The 26,951-nt window shown below is 67.3% G+C and carries 30 protein-coding genes; 4 read left to right on the top strand and 26 right to left on the bottom strand.

Annotated features, from left to right (window positions below; genetic code table 11):
- Nucleotides 1-111 precede the first annotated feature (111 nt).
- The 7 genes from LOC60_RS05190 to LOC60_RS05160 form a co-directional block, all read right to left on the bottom strand.
- Complete coding sequence (locus LOC60_RS05190; RefSeq protein WP_230023053.1) at nt 112-615, bottom strand: DUF3145 domain-containing protein; 504 nt, start codon at nt 613-615, stop codon at nt 112-114.
- A 171-nt stretch (nt 616-786) separates the two neighbouring features.
- The gene (locus tag LOC60_RS05185; RefSeq protein ID WP_230023050.1) at nt 787-1,722 is read right to left on the bottom strand and encodes a tyrosine recombinase XerC; all 936 of its coding nucleotides are present in this window, start codon (nt 1,720-1,722) and stop codon (nt 787-789) included.
- A gap of 34 nt (nt 1,723-1,756) precedes the next feature.
- The gene (locus LOC60_RS05180) at nt 1,757-2,284 is read right to left on the bottom strand and encodes a methylated-DNA--[protein]-cysteine S-methyltransferase (protein ID WP_230023048.1); all 528 of its coding nucleotides are present in this window, start codon (nt 2,282-2,284) and stop codon (nt 1,757-1,759) included.
- 47 nt (nt 2,285-2,331) lie between these two features.
- Nucleotides 2,332-3,576, bottom strand: coding sequence for a DNA-processing protein DprA (dprA, locus tag LOC60_RS05175; RefSeq protein ID WP_230023046.1), 1,245 nt, complete (start codon nt 3,574-3,576; stop codon nt 2,332-2,334).
- A complete protein-coding gene (locus tag LOC60_RS05170; protein WP_230023045.1) occupies nt 3,573-5,123 on the bottom strand; it encodes a YifB family Mg chelatase-like AAA ATPase in 1,551 nt (516 codons plus the stop codon). The genes dprA and LOC60_RS05170 overlap by 4 nt, the downstream gene beginning before the upstream one ends.
- Nucleotides 5,123-5,488: a YraN family protein gene (locus LOC60_RS05165; RefSeq protein ID WP_230023070.1), complete on the bottom strand. Its 366-nt coding sequence runs from the start codon at nt 5,486-5,488 to the stop codon at nt 5,123-5,125. The genes LOC60_RS05170 and LOC60_RS05165 overlap by 1 nt, the downstream gene beginning before the upstream one ends.
- A 100-nt stretch (nt 5,489-5,588) precedes the next feature.
- Complete coding sequence (locus tag LOC60_RS05160) at nt 5,589-6,323, bottom strand: SDR family oxidoreductase (RefSeq protein WP_230023043.1); 735 nt, start codon at nt 6,321-6,323, stop codon at nt 5,589-5,591.
- A 376-nt stretch (nt 6,324-6,699) separates the two neighbouring features.
- Between LOC60_RS05160 and LOC60_RS16285 the strand changes: the two genes are divergently transcribed.
- Nucleotides 6,700-7,440: an LPXTG cell wall anchor domain-containing protein gene (locus LOC60_RS16285; protein ID WP_230023042.1), complete on the top strand. Its 741-nt coding sequence runs from the start codon at nt 6,700-6,702 to the stop codon at nt 7,438-7,440.
- Nucleotides 7,441-7,471: 31 nt separating this feature from the next.
- On the opposite strand, the gene LOC60_RS05150 is transcribed toward LOC60_RS16285, so the two are convergent.
- Complete coding sequence (locus tag LOC60_RS05150; RefSeq protein ID WP_230023040.1) at nt 7,472-8,059, bottom strand: 2'-5' RNA ligase family protein; 588 nt, start codon at nt 8,057-8,059, stop codon at nt 7,472-7,474.
- A gap of 42 nt (nt 8,060-8,101) precedes the next feature.
- On the opposite strand from LOC60_RS05150, the gene LOC60_RS05145 reads away from it, so the two are divergent.
- Nucleotides 8,102-8,692, top strand: coding sequence for a GNAT family N-acetyltransferase (locus LOC60_RS05145; protein WP_230023038.1), 591 nt, complete (start codon nt 8,102-8,104; stop codon nt 8,690-8,692).
- Nucleotides 8,693-8,695: 3 nt separating this feature from the next.
- Here the strand turns inward: LOC60_RS05145 and LOC60_RS05140 are convergent, their stop codons facing one another.
- The 17 genes from LOC60_RS05140 to ftsY all read right to left on the bottom strand — a co-directional run bounded on the left by LOC60_RS05140 (nt 8,696) and on the right by ftsY (nt 21,158).
- Nucleotides 8,696-9,016, bottom strand: coding sequence for a DUF2469 domain-containing protein (locus LOC60_RS05140; protein ID WP_227901490.1), 321 nt, complete (start codon nt 9,014-9,016; stop codon nt 8,696-8,698).
- Nucleotides 9,017-9,023: 7 nt separating this feature from the next.
- Nucleotides 9,024-9,761 carry a ribonuclease HII gene (locus LOC60_RS05135; RefSeq protein WP_230023035.1) on the bottom strand — a complete coding sequence of 246 codons (738 nt, stop codon included), beginning with the start codon at nt 9,759-9,761 and terminating at the stop codon, nt 9,024-9,026.
- Nucleotides 9,758-10,522: a signal peptidase I gene (gene lepB, locus LOC60_RS05130; RefSeq protein WP_230023032.1), complete on the bottom strand. Its 765-nt coding sequence runs from the start codon at nt 10,520-10,522 to the stop codon at nt 9,758-9,760. The genes LOC60_RS05135 and lepB (LOC60_RS05130) overlap by 4 nt, the downstream gene beginning before the upstream one ends.
- 11 nt (nt 10,523-10,533) lie before the next feature.
- Complete coding sequence (gene lepB, locus LOC60_RS05125; RefSeq protein ID WP_230023030.1) at nt 10,534-11,244, bottom strand: signal peptidase I; 711 nt, start codon at nt 11,242-11,244, stop codon at nt 10,534-10,536.
- A gap of 5 nt (nt 11,245-11,249) precedes the next feature.
- The gene (rplS, locus tag LOC60_RS05120) at nt 11,250-11,609 is read right to left on the bottom strand and encodes a 50S ribosomal protein L19 (RefSeq protein ID WP_146364401.1); all 360 of its coding nucleotides are present in this window, start codon (nt 11,607-11,609) and stop codon (nt 11,250-11,252) included.
- A gap of 237 nt (nt 11,610-11,846) precedes the next feature.
- Nucleotides 11,847-12,626 (bottom strand): tRNA (guanosine(37)-N1)-methyltransferase TrmD, encoded by a 780-nt coding sequence (gene trmD / locus LOC60_RS05115; protein ID WP_230023027.1) that lies wholly within the window; start codon nt 12,624-12,626, stop codon nt 11,847-11,849.
- Entirely contained in the window at nt 12,627-13,190 is a 564-nt protein-coding gene (gene rimM / locus LOC60_RS05110) for a ribosome maturation factor RimM (RefSeq protein ID WP_230023024.1), read from the bottom strand. It abuts the gene before it with no gap.
- A 177-nt stretch (nt 13,191-13,367) separates the two neighbouring features.
- Nucleotides 13,368-13,610 carry an RNA-binding protein gene (locus tag LOC60_RS05105; protein WP_146364407.1) on the bottom strand — a complete coding sequence of 81 codons (243 nt, stop codon included), beginning with the start codon at nt 13,608-13,610 and terminating at the stop codon, nt 13,368-13,370.
- 1 nt (nt 13,611) lies between these two features.
- The gene (gene rpsP / locus LOC60_RS05100) at nt 13,612-14,019 is read right to left on the bottom strand and encodes a 30S ribosomal protein S16 (RefSeq protein ID WP_229948989.1); all 408 of its coding nucleotides are present in this window, start codon (nt 14,017-14,019) and stop codon (nt 13,612-13,614) included.
- A gap of 218 nt (nt 14,020-14,237) precedes the next feature.
- A complete protein-coding gene (locus tag LOC60_RS05095; protein WP_230023022.1) occupies nt 14,238-14,702 on the bottom strand; it encodes a GrpB family protein in 465 nt (154 codons plus the stop codon).
- Entirely contained in the window at nt 14,659-15,099 is a 441-nt protein-coding gene (locus LOC60_RS05090; protein ID WP_230023019.1) for a GNAT family N-acetyltransferase, read from the bottom strand. The genes LOC60_RS05095 and LOC60_RS05090 overlap by 44 nt, the downstream gene beginning before the upstream one ends.
- A complete protein-coding gene (locus LOC60_RS05085; RefSeq protein ID WP_230023016.1) occupies nt 15,096-15,671 on the bottom strand; it encodes an alpha/beta fold hydrolase in 576 nt (191 codons plus the stop codon). The genes LOC60_RS05090 and LOC60_RS05085 overlap by 4 nt, the downstream gene beginning before the upstream one ends.
- Before the next feature lie 8 nt (nt 15,672-15,679).
- Nucleotides 15,680-16,216: an NUDIX domain-containing protein gene (locus tag LOC60_RS05080; protein ID WP_230023013.1), complete on the bottom strand. Its 537-nt coding sequence runs from the start codon at nt 16,214-16,216 to the stop codon at nt 15,680-15,682.
- Nucleotides 16,217-16,346: 130 nt separating this feature from the next.
- The gene (gene ffh, locus LOC60_RS05075) at nt 16,347-17,930 is read right to left on the bottom strand and encodes a signal recognition particle protein (protein WP_230023010.1); all 1,584 of its coding nucleotides are present in this window, start codon (nt 17,928-17,930) and stop codon (nt 16,347-16,349) included.
- A 172-nt stretch (nt 17,931-18,102) separates the two neighbouring features.
- Nucleotides 18,103-18,441, bottom strand: coding sequence for a P-II family nitrogen regulator (locus LOC60_RS05070; protein WP_146364419.1), 339 nt, complete (start codon nt 18,439-18,441; stop codon nt 18,103-18,105).
- A complete protein-coding gene (locus tag LOC60_RS05065) occupies nt 18,438-19,736 on the bottom strand; it encodes an ammonium transporter (RefSeq protein ID WP_230023007.1) in 1,299 nt (432 codons plus the stop codon). The genes LOC60_RS05070 and LOC60_RS05065 overlap by 4 nt, the downstream gene beginning before the upstream one ends.
- Nucleotides 19,737-19,970: 234 nt before the next feature.
- Nucleotides 19,971-21,158 (bottom strand): signal recognition particle-docking protein FtsY, encoded by a 1,188-nt coding sequence (ftsY, locus tag LOC60_RS05060; protein WP_230023004.1) that lies wholly within the window; start codon nt 21,156-21,158, stop codon nt 19,971-19,973.
- A gap of 62 nt (nt 21,159-21,220) precedes the next feature.
- Between ftsY and LOC60_RS05055 the strand changes: the two genes are divergently transcribed.
- Together LOC60_RS05055 and LOC60_RS05050 are read left to right on the top strand one after the other, a co-directional pair.
- Nucleotides 21,221-22,450: an MFS transporter gene (locus tag LOC60_RS05055; protein WP_230023002.1), complete on the top strand. Its 1,230-nt coding sequence runs from the start codon at nt 21,221-21,223 to the stop codon at nt 22,448-22,450.
- Nucleotides 22,447-23,178, top strand: a complete 732-nt coding sequence (locus LOC60_RS05050) for a glutamine amidotransferase (RefSeq protein ID WP_230023000.1) — start codon at nt 22,447-22,449, stop codon at nt 23,176-23,178. The genes LOC60_RS05055 and LOC60_RS05050 overlap by 4 nt, the downstream gene beginning before the upstream one ends.
- Here LOC60_RS05050 and smc read toward each other — a convergent pair.
- On the bottom strand, nt 23,175-26,792 hold the full coding sequence (smc, locus tag LOC60_RS05045) for a chromosome segregation protein SMC (RefSeq protein WP_230022998.1): 3,618 nt from the start codon (nt 26,790-26,792) through the stop codon (nt 23,175-23,177). The genes LOC60_RS05050 and smc overlap by 4 nt on opposite strands.
- Between the last annotated feature and the right edge of the window lie 159 nt (nt 26,793-26,951).

The raw sequence follows: 26,951 nt of genomic DNA, 5'->3' as shown, positions 1-26,951 counted from the left end.
TCCCCCGGGGCCCGTGCGCCCCCCCCCCTACCGGCCCCCCACCCACCCCGGCGGCGGGCCCCGGGGGGCCCCGCACGCCTGTTGTAGTTCCAGCTACGGAGTTTTGAGGAACTAGCCGACCTGGTGCAGCCAGCGGACGGGGGCGCCGTCGGCCGCGTGCCGGAACGGCTCGAGTTCGTCGTCCCAGGCCTCGCCCAGGGCGAGTGACAGCTCGTGGTAGACGGCGGAAGGATCGCCGGCACCGTTTTCGTACGCATAACGGACGCGGTTCTCGGAAATCATGATGTTGCCGTGCACATCGGTGGCGGCATGGAAGATGCCCAGCTCGGGGGTATGGGCCCAGCGGCTGCCGTCGGCGCCGGCACTCTGTTCCTCCGTGACCTCGTACCGCAGGTGCGCCCAGCCACGCAGGGCGGACGCAAGCAGTGACCCGGTGCCCTGCGGCCCGGTCCATGCAATTTCGGCCCGCAGCATCCCCGGCGCAGCCGGCTGAGGGGTCCACTGAAGATCCGTTCGCTTTTCCACGACGGATCCGATGGCCCACTCGATATGGGGGCACAACGCGGAAGGGGCAGAGTGCACAAACAGTACGCCGCGCGCCATCACAACAGACATTCCATCCTCCATAGCTGTAGGTACGTCTTCCCCAACGACCTGCTGCTGTATGGACGGATATCGAGCCATATGTGTCCGCTGTCCCTCATTGTGCCGTAAGTTACGCAGATGCGCCAATGTATCCTTTTGTGCCTCTCCGGCGCGGAGATTCAGGGCAAGTCCTCGAGCTGCTCAGGCGCGCGGGTGGGCCTGGCTGTAGCTCTGGCGCAGCCGGTCCACGGACACATGCGTGTAGAGCTGGGTGGTGGCGAGCGACGAGTGGCCCAGGATTTCCTGGACGGCACGCAGGTCCGCACCGCCGTCGAGCAGGTGGGTTGCCGCCGAATGGCGCAGCGCGTGAGGGCCGGAGGCGGAAGTATCCGGAAGTGCTGCCAGGAGGTCGGCAACGACGCTGCGGACCTGGCGCTGGTCCACCCGTCCGCCCCGCTTCCCCAGGAACAGTGCCGGACCGCTGTCCCCGGTAGCCAGCCCCGGGCGGCCTCGGCGCTGCCAGTCATCCACTGCGAGCGCAGCCGGCAGGCCGTAGGGAACCGTGCGTTCCTTGTTGCCTTTGCCCAGCACGGTCAGTGTCCTGCGGTCCGGATCCAGGTCGTCGACGTCCAGCCCGGCCAGCTCCCCCACGCGGATGCCCGTCGCGTAGAGCAGTTCCACCATCGCGCGGTCCCGCAGGGCCATGGGGTCGCCCTCGGCGGCGGCCGCCTGCAGGGTTTCGAACAGGTCATCCAGCTGGCTGCTGCGCAGCACGCCGGGAAGGGTCTTTTCCTTCTTCGGTGCCTTCAGCCGCAGGGCCGGGTTCTCGGTGATCAGTTCCTCGCGCAGCGCCCAGTTGGTGAAGCTGCGGGCCGTGGCCGCGCGGCGGGCCAGCGTCGAACGGGCCTGCCCGGCGGCGCTGAGTTCCCCCAGCCAGCCGCGCAGGACGCCCAGGTCCAGGTCCCGAAGCGAGGCCGCCCCGGCGCCCAGCGCGTAGTCGAGGAGTTTCGACACGTCCGACTCATACGCCCGGACGGTGTGTTCCGACCGTCCCCGCTCCGCCGTCAAATACCGGCAGAAGCCTTCCAGGGCGGAACGGAATTCCGCCGGCCACTCCGTGCTGGTTCCTTTTGACATCACCTCCCTACTGTTCTCTGTTTGCCTCTGCCGTTCAAGCAGGCACGCTGTCGGCACGCAGGCAGTTGCGCCGCAGGTGCTCTGTCTGGGGTGCCTGCTCCAGTTCCAGGAGGTACCGCTTCGCGTCGACCCCTCCCGAGTATCCGGTCAGGGCCCCACGGGACCCGACCACGCGGTGGGTGGGGACAACCAGGTTCAGCGGGTTGTGGGCCAGTGCAGCGCCTACGCTTCGAGCCTTGGCTGCATCGCCGAGCAGGACCGCCAGCTGCTTATAGCTTGCCGTCCGGCCGTAGCCGATGCCCGCGACCTCCTCCCATACCCTGCACTGGAATTCGGTTCCCTGCGGACTGGTGTCGACGGTGAAGCAGCAGCGAGTGCCTTCGAAGTACTCCGTCAGTTGCCGTTCGACTTCTTCGAACCCCTCCTCAGCCGCGATGCCGTAAGGTGTCCCTGCTCCTGCGGGTGGCTGAGGCCGCCCGAGCCGGACTGCGGTCAAGACGCCGTCCAAGGCCACGAGGGTGAGCACCCCTATCGGGGAGGTGACTATCTTGTGGGTGATCATGATGATGTCCTTCCTAGGTGACACGGGTTGTAGATAGGTCCTTGCTGCTAGCGCCGGCCGCGGTGCCACCGATCGGCACCGGACCGGACGGCGAGTCCTTCCAGTTCCAGCCGAGCCAGTCCGGCGCGCACCCCCGGCGGAGACAGTCCTGCAACTACGGCCAGTTTTTCGACGGTGGTTCCGCTGCGCACGGGGAGCGCATCCAGCAGGAGCAGGTCTTCCACGGCCAGTCCGTCGTGGTCTGCCCGGTGATTCCCGGCCCGGTCACCGGGTCCGTCCGCTTCTCCCGGCCGGTCATCACCGTGCTGTCCGGAATCTTCGCGTCGGGAAGCGTCCAGCGGCCCGGCCAGGCCGGCCACTTCCTGGGCATCGGTCACACAGACGGCGCTGCCGTCGCGCAGCAGCCGATGGCAGCCGGCGGAGTTGGCCGAGTACACGGATCCGGGCACGGCTCCGACTTCCCTACCCAACCCGGCGGCATGATGGGCAGTGTTCAGCGCGCCGGACCTCCACCGGGCCTCCACCACCACGGTGACGGCACTCAGCGCAGCAATGATCCGGTTCCGTTGCAGGAACCTCCAGCGGGTGGGCGCCGATCCCGGCGGCACTTCGGACAGCAGGAGTCCGCGGGCCGCGACGGTGCGCAGCAGCTCTTCGTTGCCGGCCGGGTAGAACCGGTCCGCTCCGCATGCCATTACCGCGATGGTGGCCATGGAATCCGCCGGCACAGAAGCCAGCGCAGCACGGTGTGCCTGGGCGTCGATTCCGTAGGCACCTCCGGAGACGACGGTGCACCCCCGGTTGGCCAGGCCCGCCGAGATGTCGCCTGCGATGGACAACCCATAGCCGGTGGCGTCCCGCGACCCAACCACAGCCACTGTCCGGTCCAGTACCGGCAGACCTCCATCCAGGTCTCCCCTCGTCCAGAGGCACAAGGGCATTTCCAGCTGCAGATGGCGCAATGACTCTGGCCAACGGAGATCCTCCGGTATCAGAAGCTCCCCGCCCAGGCGCCGGATCGTGTCCAAGTCCCGCTCCGGGGCCAGATCCGCCACCCGCGGCGCCCAGCGTTTCAGCCCTTCCGCCAAGGCACCGGGCGCTCCGTTGCCGCCCGGGGACAGGGACCGCGCCGTTTCGGCGGCAACATCCGGCGCTGCCGCCACCGCCCCGGTGGCGACCTTCAGCGCCTGGACCGGTCCCGCTGCCGCCACAAGGGCAAGGCCCACGGCGTCCGAGGGTTCGAACAGCCTGGACAACGCGGCCCGTGCGAGAAGCACCTCATCGAGACTCATGCGGCTGCTCCCTGCCGCCGGAAAGCCAGGGCCTGTCCGACGTCGTCGGCGTCCGGGCTTCCATGCCCGCCAAGGTCGGCGACGGTCCAGGCTACACGCAGTACCCGGTCGTATCCGCGCGCGGTCAGCAGCTGGCGGTCCATGGCCCGATCCAGGGCTGCGGTTGCCTTGCTCGACGGCCGCAGGCTGTCCCGCAGCAGGGTGCCGGGAACCTCGGCATTGGTTTCGCAGCCCAGCGGCTGCAGCCGGTCCCGTTGCAGCCGCCGTGCCTCCTGCACCCGTGCCGCCACCGTGGAGCTTGCCTCAGTAGCCTCTTCGGCGAAGTAGTCGAGCAGGGAGACCCGCTGGACGGAGAGCTGCAGGTCCACCCTGTCCAGGAGCGGACCGGACAGCCGGCTGAAATACCGGCGCCGCTGCGTGGAGGTGCAGGTGCACTCGATGCCTTTGCCGGTTGCGAGTCCGCAGGGGCAGGGGTTGGCGGCAAGGACCAGCTGGAAGCGTGCGGGATACACGGCCGTTCCCGCCGCCCGGTGCAGGACCAGCTTTCCGCTCTCCAGCGGCTGGCGCAGACCGTCCAGGACACGCCTCTCGTACTCCGGCGCTTCATCGAGGAACAATACGCCGCGGTGGGCCCGGGACGCGGCTCCGGGGCGTGGGATGCCGGACCCGCCGCCGATCACCGCTGCAGTGGACGCGGTGTGGTGCGGACTCTCGAACGGGGGCCTGCGGAGCAGCTGGCGGCAGGGGCGTCCCTGCCAGGCCAGGGAATGGATGGCGGTGACTTCCATTGCCTGGTCGTCGGGAAGGTCCGGCAGGATGCCCGGCAACCGCTCAGCCAGCATGGTCTTTCCGGCTCCGGGCGGCCCGGTCATCAGCAGATGGTGTGCTCCCGCCGCGGCAACCTCGACGGCGAACCGGGCCTCTGCCTGCCCGGCCACGTCCGCCAGATCAGGAACCCGGGCGGACCCGTCCGGGTTTTCTCCTGCCGCTTCGTCCTCCGCCATGCGCATCACCGGCGGCGGAAAGTTCAGCAGCTCAGGGTCGGCACCAAGGTCCGCTGCCACCTCGGCCAGGCAGGAATAACCACGGACCCGTGCTGCAGGAACCAACGCAGCTTCCTCGGCATTCTCCGTGGCCACAACGATGTCCGTGTACCCGGACGCAACCGCAGCCATCACTGCCGGCAGGACTCCGCGGATTGGCCTAAGCCTGCTGTCCAGGCCGAGCTCAGCCAGGAAGACACACCGGCCCGGACTTCGCAGTACCCCGCCGGCACAGAGGGCAGCGACGACAATCGCCAGGTCAAACCCGGAGCCGTGCTTGGGTACGTCAGCCGGCATGAGGTTCACGGTGATCCGGCGCCGGCTCAGCGGCAGCCCGGCGTTCTTTGCCGCGGACTTCACCCGGTCGCGGGCCTCATTGAGGGAGGCGTCCGGCAGCCCCAGCAGGATGAAGGACGGCAGGGACTGCTCGATGTCAGCCTCGATCTCGACGATCCTGCCCCGCAGGCCGACCAGCCCTACACCGTAGGTACGCCCCAGCCCCATCAGGAAATCCCCCTCAGGTGCTCAACCACCGGCGGGTTGGCGCCGTCGTCGAGTATCGAGACTGCGTCGATCCGGCGGTGGGTGAAGTAGCGGCTGTTGGCCCTTGCCCAGGCTCCTGCCAGCAGATAAAGACGGGCGACCTTGTCTTCCCCGATCGCTTCAAAGGGGTGACCGAAGTTCAGCGAGGAGCGCGTTTTCACTTCGACCACCACCAGGGTGGCCCCGTCCACCGCAACCAGGTCGATCTCGCCCTCCGGACACCGCCAGTTCCGGTCAATGATCCGTAGCCCTGCCTCGGTCAGGTACCGCGCCGCCAGTTCTTCTCCGCGGCTTCCCAGAATGTCTTTGGCTTTCATGTCCACCACGTTGGCTGAAGCCGGCCGGGCCGGCCACCCGGGAACTACCGGCTTGTGGAGGAGGTTTCCGCCGCGGCGCACCGGACCCTGAGTGTGGAGGAGCAGAAGTTCAGGCAAGTCCCCCGTTGGCGTAGACCACCTGGCCGTTGACCCAGCGCCCCGGCCCGGCCAGGAAGGCGACGGTTTCGGCGATGTCTTCGGGCCGGCCCAGGCGCCCTAGCGGCGCCGCCTCAGCCAGCCGGGCAATGGTGGCCTCCTCCTTGCCGTCCAGGAACAAGGCAGTAGCTGTCGGCCCCGGCGCCACCGCGTTGACCGTGATGTCCCGTCCACGCAGTTCCCGCGCCAGGATCAGCGTCATCCCCTCCACAGCCGCCTTGCTGGCCGCATAGGCGCCGTAGCCGGGGTATTGGGTGCGCCGGACCGTCGTTGAGAAGTTTATGATCGCTCCACCCGCTCGGACCCGACGAGCCGCCTGCTGAGAGACCACGAACGTTCCCCGGATATTCGTGTGGTGCATCCGGTCCAGGTCCGCCAGGTCCAGCTCCGCGATGGGGGCAAGGAGCATGATGCCGGCGGTGTTGACGACCACGTCCAGACCGCCGAAGGCTGTCTCGACGGCGTCGAACACGGCAGCCATCGCCGGCTCGTCTCCCACATCTCCGCCTACGGCCAAGGCATGTCCGCCCCCGGCGGCTATGTCGGCTACGACCCCGTCTGCTGTCGATCGGTTCCGTGCGTAGTGCACACCCACCGAATAGCCGTTCAACGCGAGCCGTCGGACCACAGCCGCTCCGATCCCGCCGGATCCTCCGGTCACCAGGGCAACCCGTCCCGCAGTATCCATGACGCTCTCCTCGCTGGTCCTAGGCAGGACCTTAGCGTTTTGAATGTCCGGGGTACACCACCGGCGCCATATGGCCAAGGGGCAGGTGGACGCCCGAGCGGAATTTGAGCGGGTCTTGTCGGGAAACTGCGCCATTCCGTAGGGGAACGCTGAGACGGCCCGGACAGGATAGCGACGCTAACGCCCATGTTCGACTCACGTAAAGGACATCATGCAAAACCGCAAGCGAAATACAACCGCTGTCGTGGCAGGATTTGCAGCCTTAGCTGGGCTGTCGATTGTCACCGGTGCACCGGCTTTGGCCACCGCCGTGCCGGCGACCGGGAACACTGTCCCAACCACGCCGCCGAGCGCTTCGCCCTCGACGGGGGTTTCCGTGACGGAAACAGGCATCTACCTGTACCGGAAGGTACACGCGCAGAAGCCGGCCGCCTGGGAGAACTCGGGTGAACAAACCTTCCTGGCCAAGCAGCCCGGACATCAGTGGTTCACCGATGTAACGTCCCTGGTCCCTTCAGTTCCGTTCGAGGTATGTGGTCCCGGCTGGGCTGTCCAGCAAGACGTACTCGAGTTTGAAGACAGTTATGAGTGGCCGCAGAACCTCCGCTACCCCGAGCCCTTCCCCGGGAACCCCAAGCTGAAGGCCTCCCAGCATCAGGAGCTTGAGGATCTGATGACGGTTCCCGATTGCGGAGACAGGTCCACACCGGATCCCGAGGACAGCCCGACGCCGACACCGACGCCGGAGCCTACTGATCCCCCGTCCGAACAGCCGACCCCGACGCCAACCCCCACGGACACCACGACGCCGACACCGACCCCGACTCCAACGGACACCCCGGCAGGCTCGGTGACGCCGGCACCAACCCCGACACCCACGGACGCCCCGTCCGAAACCCCGGCAGGCTCGGTGACGCCGCCCGCAGCGAACACTCCCCCGCCTGCCCCGGTCACCTCGGCCCCCGGGGTCCAGGTCGCAGGCAGCCCCAGCCCTCGGGTACCTGATGCAGGATTGGCCCATACGGGTATGAACGGAACCTGGCTTGCCGCCGCCGGCGCAGCCATCCTGGCTGTGGGAGCGGCACTGGTGGTGATTGCCCGCCGCAGGAAGGCCTAAGCCCTCACCTGCAGGTGTACCCCGGACACCATCAGTGCCCGGGGTACACCACCGGCATCGGCTGCAGCGTCACGGATTCCAGCGGCAGCGACGGCAGGGCGCCCGCAAAACCCCGCGCCAGGGAGATGTGCGGTCGCAGGGTCGAGGCAAACATGAGGTTCGGGTCCGCCGCCATGAAGGCCTCGGTCCCGGAAACCCCGCACGCGGCCAGGAAATCCACCAACGCCGCGTGCAGCTCTCCATGCAGTGCAGTGAGTTCAGCCGAGGGCAGGTATTCCACCACGAGGGTCGATCCCCTGGCGCCGAACCCGGCGAATCCCACCGGCTCCAGCCGGAACGTGGCCGCGGGCAGCAGCGCTTCGGTCCGGGCGATGTATCCGGCGAGCAGCCGCTCGTAGGCCGGCAGGGAAATGCCGGTTTCCGTGCTGATCACCCGGTACACGTCCAGCACCTTGCCGAAATGGATCAGGGTTCCGTGCAGCTGCCGCCGCGGCACCAGCCGGGTGCCGGGGGGAAGCGCCTGCTGCAGGGACAGCAGGTGGGCCAGTGACGGAGCGTCGGGCTGCATCTGCGCATACAGGCGGAGGTTGGCATCGAAGCCGGGCCGGGATTCGGGCATGTTGAAAGTCTAGGCCGGAGCAACCGCAGCTAGGCTGTCGGGATGGCTTTCGAGATTCCGCTGCTCTCCGATGACACGCTCCTGCTCCGCCAGCACACCGCGGCCGACCTCGACGCCGTGTACACCCGCTGCGTTGACCCCGTATCGGTCCAATGGACCACCATTCCGCTGGATTACACGCCGGACATGGCGCAGGAGTACCTGGAAACCGTCTCGGCGCCGCAGGACAACGCGGTGTCCTGGGCGCTCGACGTCGCAGGCAGCTATGCCGGGACCATCGACCTGCGCTTCGAGGGCGCTGCCTCCGGGTCACTGGGGTTCGTCACGTCACCGGAATACCGGGGACGCGGCCTGATGTCCCGCGCGGTCCGGCTGGCAGTGGTCCATGCCTTCGAGGACCTGGACTGGGACGTGGTCACCTGGAAGGCAAATGCGGGAAACACCGGCAGCTATAAGACGGTCTGGCGCTGCGGTTTCCCGCAGCCGACCGCGGTTCCCTACCTGCTGAACCACCGGGGAACAATGGTGGAAGGCTGGATTTCCAGCCTCGGCCGGAACGAGGCCCGGGAACCGTCAGGCAGTTGGGCGGATGCCGTACAGGCACTCCCCTCAGTGCCCGCGAACGCGGGGTAACCGCTAGAGTTCGTCCGCCTTGGGCAGCGTCAGGTCGTCGTTGCGGGTCAGTTCCTCCACGTTGACGTCCTTGAACGTAATCACGCGTACGCTTTTCACGAACCGGGCGGACCGGTAGACGTCCCAGACCCACGCATCCTGCAGCGTGAGGTCAAAATAGATCTCGCCGTCGGCGGACCGCGCCTGCAGGTCAACATGGTTGGCCAGGTAAAAGCGCCGTTCGGTTTCCACCACGTAGCTGAAGAGGCCTACGACGTCGCGGTACTCCCGGTACAGCTGGAGCTCCATGTCCGTTTCATAGTTCTCAAGGTCTTCGGCGCTCATGTTCCTATCATCCCCCAACTGTGCTTAAGTCGTCTTCCGGTTCCAGCGCCGGGTTGCCCGGGCGGGGCTTTGATCCCAGCCGCCAGGACATACGGTGCAGCGGCGTGGGTCCGTGGACGTCGATGGCCGCGCGGTGCGACTCGGTGGCGTAACCCTTGTTGATCTCCCACGAGTAGTGCGGGTTCGAAGCGGCAAACTCTACCATCATGGCGTCGCGTTCCACCTTCGCCAGCACGCTGGCGGCAGCCACGCTGAGGCACTGCATGTCCGCCTTGATCCGGGTGTGCACCGGTGCGGTGCATCCTCCGGCCGGTTCGTCGGGATCGTCGAATAGGCTGCCCTGCCGCTCGGGCGAGAGCCAGTTGTAGTTGCCGTCCAGGAGCACGACGTCGGGGCGCAGCGTCAGGCAGACCTGGTCCCACGCGCGCGTCCCGGCAAGCCGAAGGGCGACGGTCAGCCCGTGCAGGTCGATCTCGGCGGCACTGGCATGGCCGACACCCCAGGCCGGGGCCCATTTCTTGATCTGCGGAACGAGCGCGTTCCGGTCCGCCACGGAGAGCAGCTTGCTGTCCCGCACCCCCTTGAGCGAACGTACGGTGGCCAGGTCCACGGCCACCATCCCCACGGATACCGGCCCGGCCAGGGCGCCGCGGCCGACTTCGTCGCACCCGGCCAGGATCCGGTGGCCCGCGGCCGAGAAGGTTCGTTCGTACCGCAGGGTGGGGGGCTTAGCCGTGGAACTCACTTGCTGTCGCTCGGTTCCGGGACGTTTTCGAAGACCTCGGGATAGCTGCTGACCCCGCCCACGCGGTTCAGCGGCCACGCGGTAACTACGGCCTTGCCCTCTATGTCCGCCACGTCCACGAAGCCGCCGCCGTCGCCGTACTGGTGTTCGCGGGAATCCGCCGACGCATTGCGGTGGTCGCCCATCACCCAGACCTTGCCCTCCGGGACAACCACATCAAAGGGGACGTCGGAGGGGGCAGCCCCGGGGTAAAGATAGGGCTCGTCCAGGGGTTCGCCGTTGACGGTGATCCTGCCGTCGGCATCGCAGCAGACCACGTGGTCACCTTCGGTGCCGATGACCCGCTTGACCAGGTGCTGCTGGGACTCGTCCGGGAGCAGGCCCACGAAGGTCAGGCCCTCCCGGATCGGATTCGTTTCCTTCTCCGCTGTCTGCGGCAGCCAGCCCTTGGTGTCCTTGAAGACCACGACGTCGCCGCGGTTCAGGTCCATCGGCTCGGGGACCAGGAGGTTGACGAAAATGCGGTCGTTGATTTCCAACGTTTCCTCCATGGACCCGGAGGGGATGTAAAACGCCCGGAAAAGGAAGGTTTTGATCAGGAAGGACAGCACCAGGGCTATCACTACGATCGTGAGGACTTCGCGCAGCCACGAGCCGAAACCCCGCTTTTTCTCCTTCGGGTCCTTCGAGTGCGCTGCGTGGTCCCGCTGTTCCCCGGAGCCGGGCGTCCCGTCGCGGGGCTGGTCCGGTTGGTGCGACATTGCGTTTCCTCTTATTTCTCCGTGTTCCACTCGGCTCCTAAGGATAGCCGGTCAATATTGGTACCGCGTTCGAGCGGCCAAAGAATCCGCTGGGCCTGTCCGATGACCCGTTCCGTGGAGATCAGGCCGCCGCCGGGAGCCCCCAGCAGGGAGCGGGAATCCGCTGAAACGGACCGGTGGTCCCCCATCAGCCACAGCCGGCCTTCGGGAACGATGACGTCGAAGGCGTGGTCGCTGGGAGCGTCTCCAGGGTAAACGTACGGCTCGTCCACGGGAGCTCCATTGACGGTAATCCGGGGATCCCCGTCGGTGCAGCAGCTGACCCGGTCCCCCGCCACGCCGATGACCCGCTTGACGTAGACCGTCTCGCTGCCGGCCAGGCCGAGCCAGCGTCCCACGGTGACGGCGGCGTCGGCCACTGCCGGACGCCCGCTGTGCAGGGGCGCCAGCGAACCCCGTCCGTCGAACACCACCACGTCCCCGCGCCCGATCTCCTCGGACGCGTACGCGGTCCGGGAGACGAGGATCCGGTCGCCGGGTTCCAGCAGCGGCTGCATGGAATCGGAGGGGATGTAGAAGACATCGAACAGGAAGGCCCGGACGAGCGCGGCCAGGATCACGGCGGCGGCAAGAGCACATAGCACAAAACGCCAGCCCACAAACCGGGGCCGGCGTTTCGTGTGCTTCGCGGAGGGACCCCCGGAGGCGGATGCTGCAGTCAAGTAAGTTACTTGGCGGGACGGAAGTCGCGCTTTTCCTTGATCTTGGCTGCCTTGCCGCGCAGATCGCGCATGTAGTACAGCTTCGCGCGGCGGACATCGCCCTTGGAGACAACCTCGAGCTTGTCGATAACCGGGGAGTGTACCGGGAAGGTACGCTCCACGCCGACACCGAAGCTGACCTTGCGGACCGTGAAGGTCGCGCGGAGGCCGTCGCCCTGGCGCTTGAGCACGAAGCCCTGGAAGACCTGAACACGGGTGTTCTTGCCTTCGATGATGTTTACGTGAACCTTGACCGTGTCACCGGCGCGGAACTCGGGGATGTCCGTACGCAGGGAAGCTGCGTCAACAGAATCTAGGATGTGCATTGTTTATCACTCCTGGTGAACGCCACAGGTCATTCACTTTGGTAACGGCAGCAAGAATGCGCCCAAACTGCGGGCTGCACGGATGCTGTCGAAGTTAGTAGACCGGCAGGTCCGAGGATGGATTGCCGGTGTGTCCTTATCTGTTGGCCGCGTTCCCCCTGTGGCAGGTACGGACCCAGATGACACAACTCCCCATTTTGCCATACGCATCGGAACGGCACCAATCCGCCGCTGCGCTCAGGCGGGCGGACAGACCCTGCCGTCACGGATTTCATAACCCAGTGCCGCCAGGGTGGCCCGATCGGCCTTGTCCAGCGTCGCGGCGTCGAGCTTTTCGATCAGGTCGGGCCGGCGGTCGGCCGTGCGCCGCAGCTGTTCGTCCCGCCGGAACCGGGCGATCTTCCCGTGGTTGCCGCTGAGCAGGACCTCCGGAACGGGACGCTCGCGCCAGGCGGACGGCTTGGTGTAGACCGGGTATTCCAGCAGCCCGTCCGAGTGGGATTCCTCGACAAGGGACTCGGGGTTGCCGACGACGCCGGGCACCAGCCGCCCCACGGCCTCGACCATGGCCAGCACGGCCACTTCGCCGCCGTTGAGCACGTAGTCGCCGAGGCTGACAGGGCGGACATCGAAGCGTTCCCCGGCCCATTCCAGGACCCGTTCGTCGATTCCCTCGTAGCGGCCGCAGGCGAAGACCAGGTGCTTCTCCTCCGCCAGCTCGTAGGCCATTGCCTGGGTGAAGACGGCGCCGGCGGGTGAAGGGACAATCAGGACCGGCCGCTCGTCGCCGTCACCGGCAACCGCATCAAGCGCGGCAGCCCAGGGCTCCGGCTTCATCACCATGCCCGCTCCCCCGCCGTACGGGGTGTCATCCACGGTGCGGTGCCGGTCCGTGGTGAAGTCCCGCAGGTCATGGACGGCCAGTTCCAGCAGGCCTTCCTGCCGGGCCTTGCCGATCAGGGACAGCTCCAGGGCGGCCAGGTACTCAGGGAAAATGCTAACGACGTCGATACGCACTTACTGTCCGGCTTCCTTTGTTTCAGCCGGCGCGGCGTCCTTTTTGTCCTCGGGCTTATTCAGCTCGAAGAGCCCGTCCGGCGGAGTCAGCAGCACATAGCCGTCTTCGATGTTCACCTCGGGGACGATCGCCTCCACGAAAGGCACGAGGATTTCCTCGCCGCGGCTGTCCTCGACCACCAGCAGGTCCTGGACGGTGAGGGTGCGCAGGCCGCTGACAGTGCCGACGACGTCGTCGCCCACCCGTGCCTTCAGGCCCACCAGTTCGTGCTCATACCAGCCTTCGTCGTCGTCGTCCTCATCAACCGTTTCGGTGTCGATGAACAGCTTTACGCCGCGCAGTTCCTCAGCTCCGTTGCGGTCGGTGATTTCCTCGAAGCCAAGCAGCAGGATGTCCTTGTTCCAACGGGCGCTGATCACCGTCAGCGGGCCCTTGCCGGCCGGCTCAACGGTGAGTTCGGTGCCGGGGACAAAGCGGTCTTCCGGTGCGTCGGTCAGCACCTGGACGGTCACTTCACCGCGGATGCCGTGCGGCTTGCCGATGCGTGCCACCTGTAACTGCATGGAATCTCCTCTGTGGGGTTTCGTCGTCCGGATTGGCCGGTGCCTGAAAAAAATCCGGCCCCTTCACCATTATCTGGTGTCGGGGCCGGATCCTGTGTACTGCTTTTACTGCTCTACTTCCGGTACTGCAGTGAAGAACTGTTTGCTTCCGCTGCGCCGTCGGTGATCATTTCCAGATCAGCGGCGCCGGTCCGTGTCCACTACGTCCACTCGGACCTGCTCACCGTTGGCGAGGGCGGCGATGACCGTGCGCAGTGCGCGTGCCGTCCGTCCCTGCCTGCCGATGACCCGGCCGAGGTCGTCCTGGTGAACCCGAACCTCGAGGGTTTCCCCACGGCGGTTGCTCTTGGCGGAAACCTTGACGTCCTCGGGACTGTCAACGATTCCGCGCACGAGGTGCTCCAGCGCTTCAGCGAGCAAGTTACTCTGCCTCAGCCTCGGTGGAGGCCTCGGGGGCCTCTTCCTTCTTGGCCTTGGGGGTGATGGCCTCGGGGACAATCACGGACTTCTTTTCGGGAACCACGAAGGGTTCCTTCGGGGCCTTGGTACGCAGGGTACCTTCCTGGCCTTCGATGTTCTTGAACTTCTGCCAGTCACCGGTGATCTTCAGCAGTGCTGCGACCTGCTCGGTGGGCTGGGCGCCGACGCCGAGCCAGTACTGCGCACGGTCCGACTTGATGTCGATGTACGACGGCTCTTCGGTCGGACGGTACAGTCCGATTTCTTCGATGGCACGGCCATCGCGCTTGGCACGGGAATCCATGACAACGACGCGGTAGTGTGCTGAGAACTTCTTGCCAAGGCGCTTAAGGCGAATCTTTACGGCCACTTTTGTGGTCACTCCTGATCTGAAATGGGGCGAACCCGTACTTCTGCTCCCGTGGGGCGGGCCATAACGTTGGGGTTCAAAAGGACAAGATGCATGCACGGAGAGAGGGTCCGCGCAGATCGAGTACCTGATCATTGTGCCAGATGAGTCCATCTTTTGCGACTTCCACAGCCCGCGTGCGGATCCGCGGATTTTCAGGCGACGGCGATGCGCGGCGGTCAGCGAAAGCCGGTAAGCGCCGGCGGTTCGCATGAGCCCGAGGCATCCTGCGCCAGAAGTCCGGCGACCACCGGCGTCTTGAATTGGGTGTAGTCGTCCCACCCCTGGGCTTCTCGTGCGGCTTCGAGCTTGGCCTCCAGATACCTGGCACGCGCAGATTCATCGCGCCGAAGCAGATCGCGAAAGCCGATGCGCCTGCGCCAGGGCACCCCGTCGAATTCGACTACGTGCAGGATGTACCGGCGCGAAGCACGTGCCGGGTAGCTCAGCCAGCAGTGCCCGGGAAGCTCCCCTTCAAGGTCGAATCCGTCCGCCGCCAGTTCCGCCGCAACCTCAGCTACCCGGTTTTCTTCAACCCCTATGAGAAGGTCCACGACGTCCTTCGCTGCCAGGCCCGGCACAGAGGTGGACCCGATGTGTTCAAGGCGTGCGCCCGGCACCTGCGTGCGGAGCCTGGCTGCCATGTCGGCCGCCATGGCAGTCCATTCGCCGCACCTGCTGGGAACCAGAACCACGGAAGGTGCACAGGGTCATGGAGGCGTAGCCCTGTTCGCGGGCCCAGTCGAGCGCCGCCTGCACCAATGCCCTACCCAGCCCGGCGCCTGCCACATCCGGATGGACGGAAAGCTGCTCCAGGTGGGCCTGTCCGTCGACTTCCTCCAAGCGGGCGAATCCGACGGGCGGATCGCCGGCGACCAGGATGTGGAGGGAAGCAGCGAGCTCCGCCGCGGTGGCCGGCGGTGGCAGCACGGGCAATCCCGCGACACTTGTCATCCCGTCCAGAAGCGTGTCGGATGCCTCCTCCACTGCGGGAAGGAAGGCCAGATCGGCGGGGGCCGCGTCCCGGATGGATGGTCTCACTTGCCCGCGTCCATCCGGCTCCGGCGGGCCAGGAAGTCCCGGATCGCCTGCCGCCCGGCATCCGTGTCCTGGGGACGGTGGTTCCCGCCGACCTGCCGGTGCTCGGCACCCGTCGAGACCAGGAAATCCGCCACTTCTTCGTACAGCGGCTCCCATCCCCCGGTAAGGACCAGCGTGGGTACCCCCGGAACAATATCCAGCGGAGCGTCGTGAAAAAGCGGCTGCTGCAGGGTGCGGTGTGCCGTTGTAGCCGGCAGGTCGCGGGTCAGGGAGAAGACGGCAGGCTCGCACAGGACCAGTGAATGGACCCTTGCCGGATCACGGAGTGCAGCCAGCATGGCCGGAACCGCGCCGGCCGAGTGCGCCACCAGGTGTCCGCCGTCACCCAGTTCCTGGCGGATCAGGGCGATGTCCGCCTCCAGGTCCGGAGGCAGCGGCTCGGCGACGGCGTCATAGCCGTGGCGGCGAAGGAACAGGCAGTCATAGTCCAGGGCAAGCCCGTGCTGCCGGGGCCAGGCGGCCGCGCCAAAGCTCCCGGTGCCGTGCACAAACACCACTCGTTCCCGAGGCAAACCCATTCCTAACGTCCAAGAATTCCGGAGAAGCCCTCCAGAGGCGGCATCATCCTGCGCAGCGAGGGCGCGGCGACCGGCCCCGGAGAGACAGGCCCACCGTCCACGAGCTCCACCATGGTCCCCAGTTCCAGTGCCTCCAGCGCAGCTTCCCGCAGCCCCTCGCCCCATGCCTCACCGCAGTCCGCCAGGGGAACGAACCGTGCCTCCCGTTCCCCGCCGGCACCGGTGAAGGCCGTCACCGAGGTGGACACCATACCGCCGTCAAACAGGAAGGCAACCGAGTCCCCCTGCCCTTGGATGCCCTGTACGTAGTCCAGCACCAGGACGCGCCCGACGTCGGACTCCGGATCCAGGATCGAGCGGACAACGCGGCGGGCGGCGGAGCGTGGATCTTCCCCGCCCTTCACCACTCCTCCCGGCAGCTCCCAGGCCTGGCCGCTGCGCAGCAGCAGCACGCGGTCGTCGCCGGTACGGATCAGGACCCGTACGGTGATGCTGCGCCGGAAGACCGACCCGTAAAAGCCGCTCAGCCCCTGCGCCATGCTGGTCCTCTCCTTTGGTGCCGAACTTTCCTGGTGCCGAACTTCGGCGTTGCCGCGAAAGGCACGCCTCCGCCATTAAACACACAACGCCGGACCAGGAGTCCGGCGTTGTGCTGGGTACGGTGCGGGCCTACTTGCCGAGGAACTTATCGAAGCCCTTGGGCAGGTTCAGCGACGACGGGTCGAAGTCGGCTTCCTGGCCGCCGAAGGCGCTTCCGGTGGGCAGTGCCTGCCGGGCACCGGCGCGCCGCGCCTCGGCTTCCGCACGCTCCTGGGCTGCCTTGGCGGGGTTGCCGGACTTGGCCTTCTTCTTGCCCTTGGCTGCCTGCTGCTTCTTGCGTGCACCGCCGAACCCGCCGGGTCCTGCCATGCCGGGCATGCCCGGGATGCCGCCGCCGGCAGCCATCTTCTTCATCATCTTCTGGGCCTGCACAAAGCGCTCCAGCAGGCCGTTGACCTCGGAGACGTGCACGCCGGAACCGCGGGCGATGCGGGCGCGGCGGGAGCCGTTGATGATCTTGGGGGCAACCCGCTCGTGCGGGGTCATGGAGCGGACAATCGCTTCCACCCGGTCGATTTCACGCTCGTCGAAGTTTTCCAGCTGCTCACGCATCCCGGCGGCGCCGGGCATCATCATGAGCATCTTCTTCATGGAGCCCATCTTGCGGATCTGCTGCATCTGGGCCAGGAAGTCGTCGAGGGTGAAGTCTTCCTGGTCGGCGAACTTCTTCGCCATCCGGGACGCTTCGTCCTTGTCCCAGCTCTGCTCGGCCTGCTCGATCAGGGTCAGGACGTCGCCGAGGTCCAGGATGCGGCTGGCCATGCGGTCCGGGTGGAAGACCTCGAAGTCGGTCAGGCCCTCGCCGGTGGAGGCGAACATGATCGGCTTGCCGGTCACCGAGGCCACGGACAGTGCGGCACCGCCGCGGGCGTCGCCGTCGAGCTTGGTCAGGACCACGCCGGTGAAGTTGACGCCCTCGTTGAAGGCCTGCGCCGTGTTCACGGCGTCCTGGCCGATCATGGCGTCAATGACGAACAGGACTTCGTCCGGGTTGATCGCGGCGCGGATGTCCGCGGCCTGCTGCATCAGTTCGGCGTCCACGCCCAGGCGGCCGGCGGTGTCGACAATGACGACGTCGTAGAGCTTGGTGCGTGCTTCCTCGATGCCCTGGCGGGCGACGGCAACCGGATCGCCGGTGGCTGCCTCGAACTCGGAGGAGACACCCGGGTGCGGAGCGTAGACGGGGACGCCGGCGCGTTCGCCGTTGACCTGCAGCTGGCGGACGGCGTTGGGGCGCTGCAGGTCCGCTGCAACCAGCAGCGGGCTGTGGCCCTGGGATTTCAGGTGCTTGGAGAGCTTGCCGGCGAGGGTGGTCTTACCGGCACCCTGCAGGCCCGCGAGCATGATGACCGTGGGCGGGTTCTTGGCCAGGCGCAGCCGCCGGGTCTCGCCGCCGAGAATGCCCTTGAGCTCCTCGTTGACGATCTTGACGACCTGCTGGCCCGGGTTCAGCGCCTGCGAGACCTCCAGGCCGAGGGCGCGTTCCTTGACGGAGGCAGTGAACGCACGCACCACGGGAACGGCGACGTCGGCGTCCAGCAGGGCGCGGCGGATCTCGCGTACGGTGGCGTCGACGTCGGCCTCGGTGAGCCGGCCCTTGCCGCGGAGATTCTTGAAGGTTGAAGTCAACCGGTCAGACAGTGAATTGAACACGTGCCGCGCACTTCTTTCGTCAGTTCTTCGCCATGTTTGGCAGGCCCAGCTGTTAAGGGTACCAAGCCGGTCCCGCTATTCGCCCCTCCTGCCCTGCCGGATCGCAGGACCGCCCGGCTGGAGCACCAGCCGGGCGGTCGGTTCCTTTCGCTTGAGTGCTGCTTCCGTGCTGCTAGAGGGCGGAGTCGCCGCGCTCCCCCGTCCGGACCCGGAGGGCTTCCTCCACGTTCACCACCCAGACCTTGCCGTCGCCGGCCCGGCCGGTGTTGGCCGTGGAGACCAGCACGTCCACGATGTCGTTGACCCAGTCATTGGCCACCAGGATCTCCACCCGGACCTTGGGCAGCAGGTCCACCGTGTATTCCGCGCCGCGGTAGACCTCGGTGTGTCCGCGCTGGCGGCCGTACCCGTTGGCGGAGCTCACGGTCAGCCCCTGGACTCCGTAGCTCTCCAGGCTGCCCCGGACAGCGTCCAGCTTCTCCGGCCGGACAATAGCGGTTACGAGTTTCATGAGTTGACCGTCTCCTTGGTTGTGGTGGCGCGTGCCGTGTCCTGGAAGGGGCTGAAGGAGCCGCCGGAGCCGAGTCCGCCGAATTCGTAGGCGGTTTCCGCATGTTCGCTCAGGTCCACGCCGTTGACCTCGTCCTCCTCGGAGATCCGGAAGCCCATGGTCTTGTGGATCGCCAGCCCGATAATCAGCGTCAGGACCCCGGAGAAGACGATGGCCACTGCCGCGGCTGCTGCCTGGGCGCCGAGCTGGCCGGGACCGCCGCCGTAGAACAGGCCGCCTCCCGCGCCGTCGGCGGGCAGGGCGATGAAGCCGAGGGCAAGGGTGCCCACGAGGCCGGCGACGAGGTGCACGCCGACGACGTCGAGCGAGTCGTCATAGCCGAACCGGAATTTGAGTCCGACGGCGAGGGCGGACAGGGCACCGGAGACCAGGCCGAGCCCCACCGCGGCGAGCGGACTGACGTTGGCGCAGGCCGGGGTGATGGCAACGAGTCCCGCCACGACGCCGGAGGCGGCTCCGAGCGATGTGGCCCGGCCGTCACGGAGCCGTTCGGTCAGGAGCCAGCCGAGCATCGCTGCGGCCGGTGCGGCGAGGGTGTTGATCCAGATCAGCCCCGCTTCTTCGGCAGTGCCCGCGGCACCGCCGTTGAAGCCGAACCACCCGAACCAGAGCAGCGTGGCGCCGAGCATTACGAAGGGGATGTTGTGCGGACGCTGGTTGGGGTCCTTCCCGAAGCCCTTCCGCTTGCCGAGGATCAGGGCCAGGACCAGTCCCGCCACGCCTGCGTTGATATGGACCACGGTGCCGCCGGCGAAGTCGATGGCTTCACCGACCACCGAACCCACGGCGCCCTCGGCACCGAGGAGGCCGCCGCCCCAGACCATGAAGGCCAGCGGGCAGTAGACCAGGGTCACCCAGATCGGCACGAAGACCGCCCAGGCGCCGAACTTGGTGCGGTCGGCGACCGCACCGCTGATCAGGGCAACGGTGATGATGGCGAACGTGGCCCCGTAGCCGGCGGTGATGAGGTCCTCGGAGCCGAGGATGTCTTTCAGCCCGAAGGAGGTGAAGGGGTTGCCGAACAGTCCGGCGATGCCGTCCCCGCCGGTCATGGAGAAGCCCCAGAGGATCCAGACGACGCCGATGAGTCCGATCGAGACGAAGCTCATCATCATCATGTTCAGCGCTGCCTTGGCGCGGGTCATGCCGCCGTAAAAGAATGCCACGCCCGGTGTCATAAGCAGCACCAGCGCCGCCGAAATCATTACCCAGACGTGACCTGCTGACAGATCCATCTTCACGTCCCTTCACAAATGGCGGGCATCTCCCGCGTAAGGAACTCTGCCCGGGCCAGATTTCCGTCCCGGCCCGGAGGTGTTGCCGGGAGGTTACAAACCGGCCGTTCCGGTAAAAGACTCGTGACGGACACATTTCGGCCAGGTTTCTTCGAAGGGCCGGGATAGCCGAAAAGGACCCCGTACCTTGCAGTACGGGGTCCTTTCTGAAGTGGTGCGGGCAGCTCTTGCTGGTTAGCTCAGCAGTGCGTCCACGAAGCTCTCGGCCTCGAACGGCGCCAGGTCGTCAGCCCCCTCGCCCAGTCCCACCAGCTTCACCGGTACTCCCAGGGTCCGCTGGATGGCGACGACGATGCCGCCCTTGGCGGTGCCGTCCAGCTTGGTCAGGACAATGCCCGAGATGTTGACGACCTCGGCGAAGACCTTCGCCTGGGTCAGGCCGTTCTGGCCGGTGGTGGCGTCCAGGACCAGCAGGACCTCGTCCACGGCGGCCTGCTTCTCGATAACGCGCTTGACCTTGCCGAGTTCGTCCATCAGGCCGACCTTGTTCTGCAGGCGTCCGGCGGTGTCGATCAGGACCACGTCCACTTCACCCTCAATGCCGGCCTTGACCGCTTCGAACGCCACGGAGGCGGGGTCGGCGCCGTCGATCTCGGAGCGCACGGTGGGCACGCCCACGCGCTGGCCCCAGGTGGCCAGCTGTTCCGCGGCTGCCGCGCGGAAGGTGTCCGCAGCGCCCAGCAGCACGTCCTTGTCTTCGGCCACGAGGACCCGGGCCAGCTTGCCCACCGTGGTGGTCTTGCCGACGCCGTTCACGCCCACCACCATCACGATGGCGGGGGTCTCGGCGTGACGGGTCACGGCGAGCGAGCGGTCCATGGTCGGATCCACCAGCTTGATCAGTTCTTCGCGCAGCATCGCGTGGACTTCCTGCGGGTCCTGGCTGCCGGAGACCTTGACCCGCTGACGCAGCGCGTCCACGAGTTCCATGGTGGGTTCGGTGCCCAGATCGGCAAGGAGGAGGGTTTCTTCGATCTCGTCCCAGACGTCTTCATCGATGGTGTCGCGGGAGAGCAGCGCCAGCAGCGCCTTGCCCAATGCGTTGTTGGATTTTGCCAGCCGGGCGCGCAGCCGGGCCAGCCGGCCCTGCACCGGTTCGGGCGTCTCGATGCTCGGCGCCTGCGGGGCGGGGGCTTCCTCCAGATCGCGCAGGTCATCCGGAACAACGACGTCGGTCTCCCCCGGCGGTGCCTCCAGGGTGTCGGTGCCGCCGCCGGTTCCGGTGACCGGATCGTTGGCGTCCCGGCGGGTGGGGTACATGCTCCTGGGAGTACGCCGGGTCCGTACCAGCAGCGTCGCGGAGAAGCCGACAACGGCGATCGCAACAAGGACATAGATCACTATCGAAAGGGTCTCATTCACGCTCCCAAGCTTCTCACACGCCGCTCATTCGATCTCCGGGAATCTGAGAGAATCGCCTTATCATGGTGCGCTCTCCCAGAATCCGAATCCCCCAGGAAATCCAGGTCCTCATCGCGGCCGCCTTCGTCATAGCCCTCGGCTTTGGCCTGGTGGCACCGGTACTGCCGCAGTTTGCACAGAGTTTCGACGTCGGCGTCACGGCTTCCGCCGTCATCGTCAGCGCGTTCGCGTTCACCCGGCTGGTGTTCGCGCCGGCCGGCGGCATGCTGCTGGAAAAGCTCGGCGAGCGCCCGGTCTACATTGCCGGGCTGCTGATTGTGGCCGTGTCCACCGCCGCGTGCGCGTTTGCGCAGAGTTACTGGCAGCTGCTGGTCTTCCGCGGCCTGGGCGGCATCGGGTCGACCATGTTCACCATCTCGGCCATGGCGTTGATCATCCGGCTCGCACCTGCGGAGATCCGCGGCCGGGTCTCCAGTGCCTACGCCTCCTCGTTCCTGCTCGGCAACATCGGCGGTCCGTTGCTCGGAGGCCTTCTCGCGGGCCTGGGACTGCGCGTTCCGTTCCTGGTCTACGCCGCCGCGCTGGTGCTGGCCGCCGGCGTCGTTTTCCTCCGGTTGAAGGATGCACGGCCCGCCCGCGGCGGAGATGACAAGCCCGCTGCCGCGCTGCCGGTACTCACTGTCCGGGAGGCGCTGCGCGACTCGACCTACCGTGCCGCACTGGCTTCCTCCTTCGCCAACGGCTGGTCCTCGTTCGGTGTGCGTAATGCCCTGGTGCCGCTCTTCGCTGCCGCGGCACTGTCCGCCGGTCCCGAGGTGGCGGGCATTTCCCTGACCGCCTTCGCTGCGGGCACCGCCGTCGTCCTGACGTTCTCCGGCCGGCTCGCCGACAGCTGGGGACGCAAGCCCCTGGTCCTCATCGGACTGGCCGTGAATGCCGCGGCCACCGGGCTGATGGGCTTCAGTTCCAGCGTTCCGGAGTTCCTGATCATCTCCGTCATTGCCGGTATGGGCACCGGCCTGCTGAATCCCGCCCAGCAGGCAGCGGTCGGTGACATCATCGGCAACGGCCGCAGCGGCGGCAAGGTCCTGGCCACGTTCCAGATGGCCAGCGACACCGGTGCGATTGCCGGCCCCATCCTGGCCGGCATGCTCGCGGATTCGCTGGGCTACTCGTGGGCCTTCGGCGTTACCGGAGCCATTGGCGTCATGGGCCTCCTCGCCTGGCTGGCGGCGCGGGAAACCCTGCCTGCCCGGAAAGCTGCCCCCGCCCCCACTACCATCGAGGAATGAAGCCTTTCCTGCTCCTGGCCACCCGAGCCGAAGACGATGCCGCCGACGAGGAGTACGCCTCATTCCGGCGCTTCGGCGGGCTCGCCGAGGAGCAGCTGCACCGGGTGCGCCTCGAAGCAGGCCCGCTGCCGCCGGTGGACCTGGATAACTACAGCGGCGTGATTGTGGGCGGCGGCCCGTTCAACTCCAGCGATCCGGAGGAATCCAAGTCCCCGGTCCAGCAGCGGGTGGAAGCGGAGATGGCCGAACTGCTCGACGACGTCGTGGCCCGCGACTTTCCGTTCTTCGGTGCCTGCTACGGGGTCGGCACGCTGGGCCGGCACCAGGGCGCAACGGTGGACCGCCGGTACGGCGAGCCCGTTGGTCCGGTCGAGGTGCGGCTGACTCCCGAAGGCCGCCGGGACCCGCTCCTGGAGGGTGTCCCGGACACCTTTGCCGCCTATGTGGGGCATAAGGAAGCCGTCGCCGAGCTGCCGCCGCAGGCGGTGAACCTTGCCGGTTCGGCCACCTGCCCGGTGCAGATGTTCCGGGTCAAGTCCAACCTTTACGCCACGCAGTTCCACCCCGAGCTGGACGTGGCCGGGCTGCTGACCCGGATCTCCGTGTACCGGCATGCCGGTTACTTCCTGCCCGAGGAGGCAGAGACGGTGATGGACGCCGCCCGCCGAACGGCAGTGCACGTGCCGCCGCGGGTGCTGCAGAACTTCGTTCGCCGTTACGCGTCCTAGCCCTCCTGTGCGCCGGCGTCCGTTCCGCGCTCGATCCGCTGGCTGATGACGGTGGACACGCCGTCGCCGCGCATGGTCACCCCGTAGAGCGCGTCCGCCACCTCCATGGTGCGTTTCTGGTGGGTGATGACGATCAGCTGGCTGGATTCGCGCAGTTCCTCGAAGATGGTGATCAGCCGGCCGAGGTTCGTGTCATCCAGGGCCGCCTCAACCTCATCCATCACGTAGAACGGCGAGGGCCTGGCCTTGAAGATGGCCACCAGCAGGGCCACCGCCGTCAATGACCGCTCGCCGCCGGAGAGCAGCGAAAGCCGTTTGATCTTCTTGCCGGCCGGCCGGGCATGGACCTCGATGCCGGTGGTCAGCATATTGTCCGGATCGGTCAGCACCAGGCGCCCTTCGCCGCCCGGGAACAGCGTGCCGAAGACGTGCTCGAACTGTTCGGCGGTGTCCCGGTAGGCGGCGGTGAAGACTTCCTCCACCCTGCGGTCGACGTCGGCAATGATGTCCAGCAGGTCCTTCCGGGTGGCCTTGAGGTCTTCCAGCTGTGTGGACAGGAACTGGTGGCGTTCCTCCAGGGCGGCAAATTCCTCCAGCGCCAGGGGATTGACCTTGCCGAGCGCGGCGAGGTCCCGTTCGGCTCGCTTCAGCCGCTTTTCCTGCTCCGCCCGGACGTACGGGATGCCGTCCAGGAGCGGATTGCCCTCCTCATCCACCGGCGCGCGGAGGGCGGCCCACTTATCGCCGCTGACCGGCTCCGCCGGCACCGGGACGGGCTGGTCCGGGCCGAAGTTCGCCACCAGATGCTCCGCCGTCATGCCCAGCTCCTCGAGGGCACGGGCTTCGAGCGCCTCGATGCGCAGCCGCTGCTGTGCACGGGCCAACTCGTCGCGGTGGACGGAGTCCGTGAGCCGGGCCAGTTCCGCTGCGGCGTCGTTGTTGGCGGTGCGGACGGCGGCGAGCTCGGCTTCCCGCGCGGTCCGGGTTTCCTCGGCGCGGTCCCGTTCCCCGGCGGCCAGCGCCAGGGAAACCTGCAGGTGCGCCAGGACAGCCTCTGCCGCGGCACCGACGGCAACGGCCCGGGCACGCTGCCCGGCCCGGCGGTGTGCCCGTTCCGCTGCGGCAGCCCGGGCCCTGCGTTCGGCCAGGGCGGCGCGTTCCAGGGACTCGGCACGGCCGGCAACGGCCTTGAGCTGTTCTTCGGCCGAACGCTGGCCCAGCCGGGCGTCCATTTCGGCCTGCCGTGCGGAAGCTGCCGCGAGCGCCAGGGCGTCCCGCCGGTCCGCAGACGGTTCCTCCTCGGGGCGGTGCTCCTGGCCGGCAGCGGCCAGGCGCGCGGAGACATCTGCCAGTTTCGCTTCTTCTGCTCCGACGTTGGCTTCCGCGGCCGTCACGAGGGACGAGAGCCGGTCCGCTTCCCCGGAGGCGGCGCGCAGGGCAGACCCCAGGGTCCCGAGCCGTTCGGCGACGGCGGCAAGCCGGGCATCGGACTCGTGCAGGGCCGCGAGGGCCGCGTCCACCCGCTGCCGGCAGGCTGTCGCCCGCGCGGCCGCCGCTCCCATGCCGGCGCCGGCTTCCTCTGCGCGGGTCCGTGCGGCCGCCAGGCGGGCATCCGTGTCCTCCACCGCCGCGGTGATTTCGAGCAGGCCCGGGGCCGTGACCGACCCGCCGCGGGCGCTGAAGGCGCTCAGGACATCCCCGTCGGCGGTCACCGCGACGGCTCCGGGAGAGACGGCAACCAGGTTCACTGCGGATTCCAGGTCGGGGACAGCTACGGCGTTGCCCAGCAGTGCGCTCAGCGCGTCCTGCACCTTGGCATCGGCACTCACCAGGGACAGCACCGGCACCGCGCCGGGCGGGAGATCGGCGGGCAGTTCCGTCGCCGGGGCGGCTGTCCCGCCCAGCAGCAGTTCCACCTGCCCCTCCCCTGCCTCCTTCAGGTGCTGCAGGGCGCGCGCGGCGGCGTCGAGGCCGTCGGCAGCCAGGGCATCGGCTGCGGTTCCCAATGCCGCAGCGACCGTCCGTTCATAGCCCGGCTTCACGCTGATGAGGTCGGCCAGCGGCTCCAGCACTCCGTCCAGCCCGGCATTCCGCACCGAAGCGCTGCCGTCGCGCCGGTCCAGGCCGACGGCGAGCGCCTCCCGGCGGGCGGCGAGGTTCTCGGCCTCGCGGACCGCTTCCCGCTCGGCCTGCTGCAGCCGCCGGTGCTCCTGCTCGGCCTCCTCCAGGGCTGCCTGCGCTTCTTCATACTCGGCATCGAGGTCGGCTTCGCCGGCTTCGGCGCCGGCCGCCGACCCTTCCAGCTGCTCAAACTCTTCCTGCGCGCGGGTGCGGCGTTCCTCGGCAGCGGTTATCGAGGCCCGCAGCCGTCCCACTTCGGACTGTGCCGAGGCCACCCTTGAGCGGGCGGCTTCCACCGAGCCGGTCAGCCGGGCCAGGCCCTCGCGCCGGTCCGCGGCGGCCCGGAGCAGCCCGGCGTAGCGCTTCTCCTCCGCTGCTGCTTCCTCTTCGGCTGCCTCGCGGATCTCCACGGCGTCGTCCAGCCGTGCCCGCCGGTCCCCGATGTGGATTTGCAGGGCGGCGGCTTCCGCGCGTACCCGGTCCGCGGAGGACTGCAGCTGTTCCGGGTCCCGGCCGCTGCCGGCGGCGGGTTCGGCTGCCCCCAGCAGGCGGGCGCGTTCGGCGGCAAGTGCGGCAAGGGAGCGGAACCGCTCCTGCAGCGAGGACAGTTCGTACCAGGTGTCCCGTGCCGCGTTCAGCTGCGGTGCTGCTTCGGCAGCCAGGGCTTCCAGTGCCGCCTGCCGCTGCCTGCCGTTGTTCACGGCGGCTTCAACCTCGTGCCGGCGGGCCTTCAGGGCGCTTTCGTCCTCCACTTCTTTTTCGAAGGATGCTTTCAGGGTGGCCAGGTCATCGGCCAGCAGGCGCGAACGGGCGTCCCGGACGTCCTGCTGCACCGTCTTGGCACGGCGGGCGACGGCGGCCTGTTTGCCCAGCGGTCCGAGCTGGCGGCGCAGTTCGGCCGTGAGATCGGTGACGCGGGCCAGGTTCGCCGCCATGGCGTCCAGCTTGCGCAGGGTTTTTTCCTTGCGCCGCCGGTGCTTGAGGATGCCGGCGGCTTCCTCGATGAAGCCGCGGCGCTCTTCCGGTGTAGCGTGCAGCACCTTGTCCAGCTGCCCCTGCCCGACTATGACATGCATCTCACGGCCCAGGCCGGAGTCCGAGAGCAGTTCCTGGATGTCGAGCAGGCGGCAGGAGCTGCCGTTGATGGCGTACTCGGATCCGCCGGTGCGGAAAAGCGTACGCGAGATAGTGACCTCGGAGTATTCGATCGGCAGGGCGCCGTCGGCGTTGTCGATGGTCAGCGATACCTGCGCCCGGCCAAGCGCCGCACGCCCGGAGGTGCCGGACGTACCCGCGAAGATTACGTCTTCCATCTTCCCGCCGCGCAGGGTTTTGGCGCCCTGTTCGCCCATTACCCAGGCCAGGGCATCCACCACGTTGGATTTCCCGGACCCGTTGGGGCCAACCACCGCCGTGACACCGGGTTCGAACTCAAAGGTGGTGGCCGATGCAAAGGACTTGAATCCTCGCATAGTCAGGGTCTTCAGATGCACGGGGGTTTTTCTCTCCTACCGGGGTTGATTCCTTAAATCTACGCGGTTAGCGTCAAAATTCCGCTCTACTCGGAGAGCGTAATCGGGCTTTTGCCTGCGGAATCGCGGGGCCGGTAAGTAGGCTTCTAGATGAGTCATATGATTTTAGGGCGTGGATGC

This window comes from Arthrobacter sp. zg-Y769 (assembly GCF_020907405.1).
GTDB lineage: Bacteria > Actinomycetota > Actinomycetes > Actinomycetales > Micrococcaceae > Arthrobacter_B.
The sequence above is the reverse complement of the archived record's forward strand: the minus strand, read 5'-3'. Positions and strand labels throughout refer to the sequence as shown.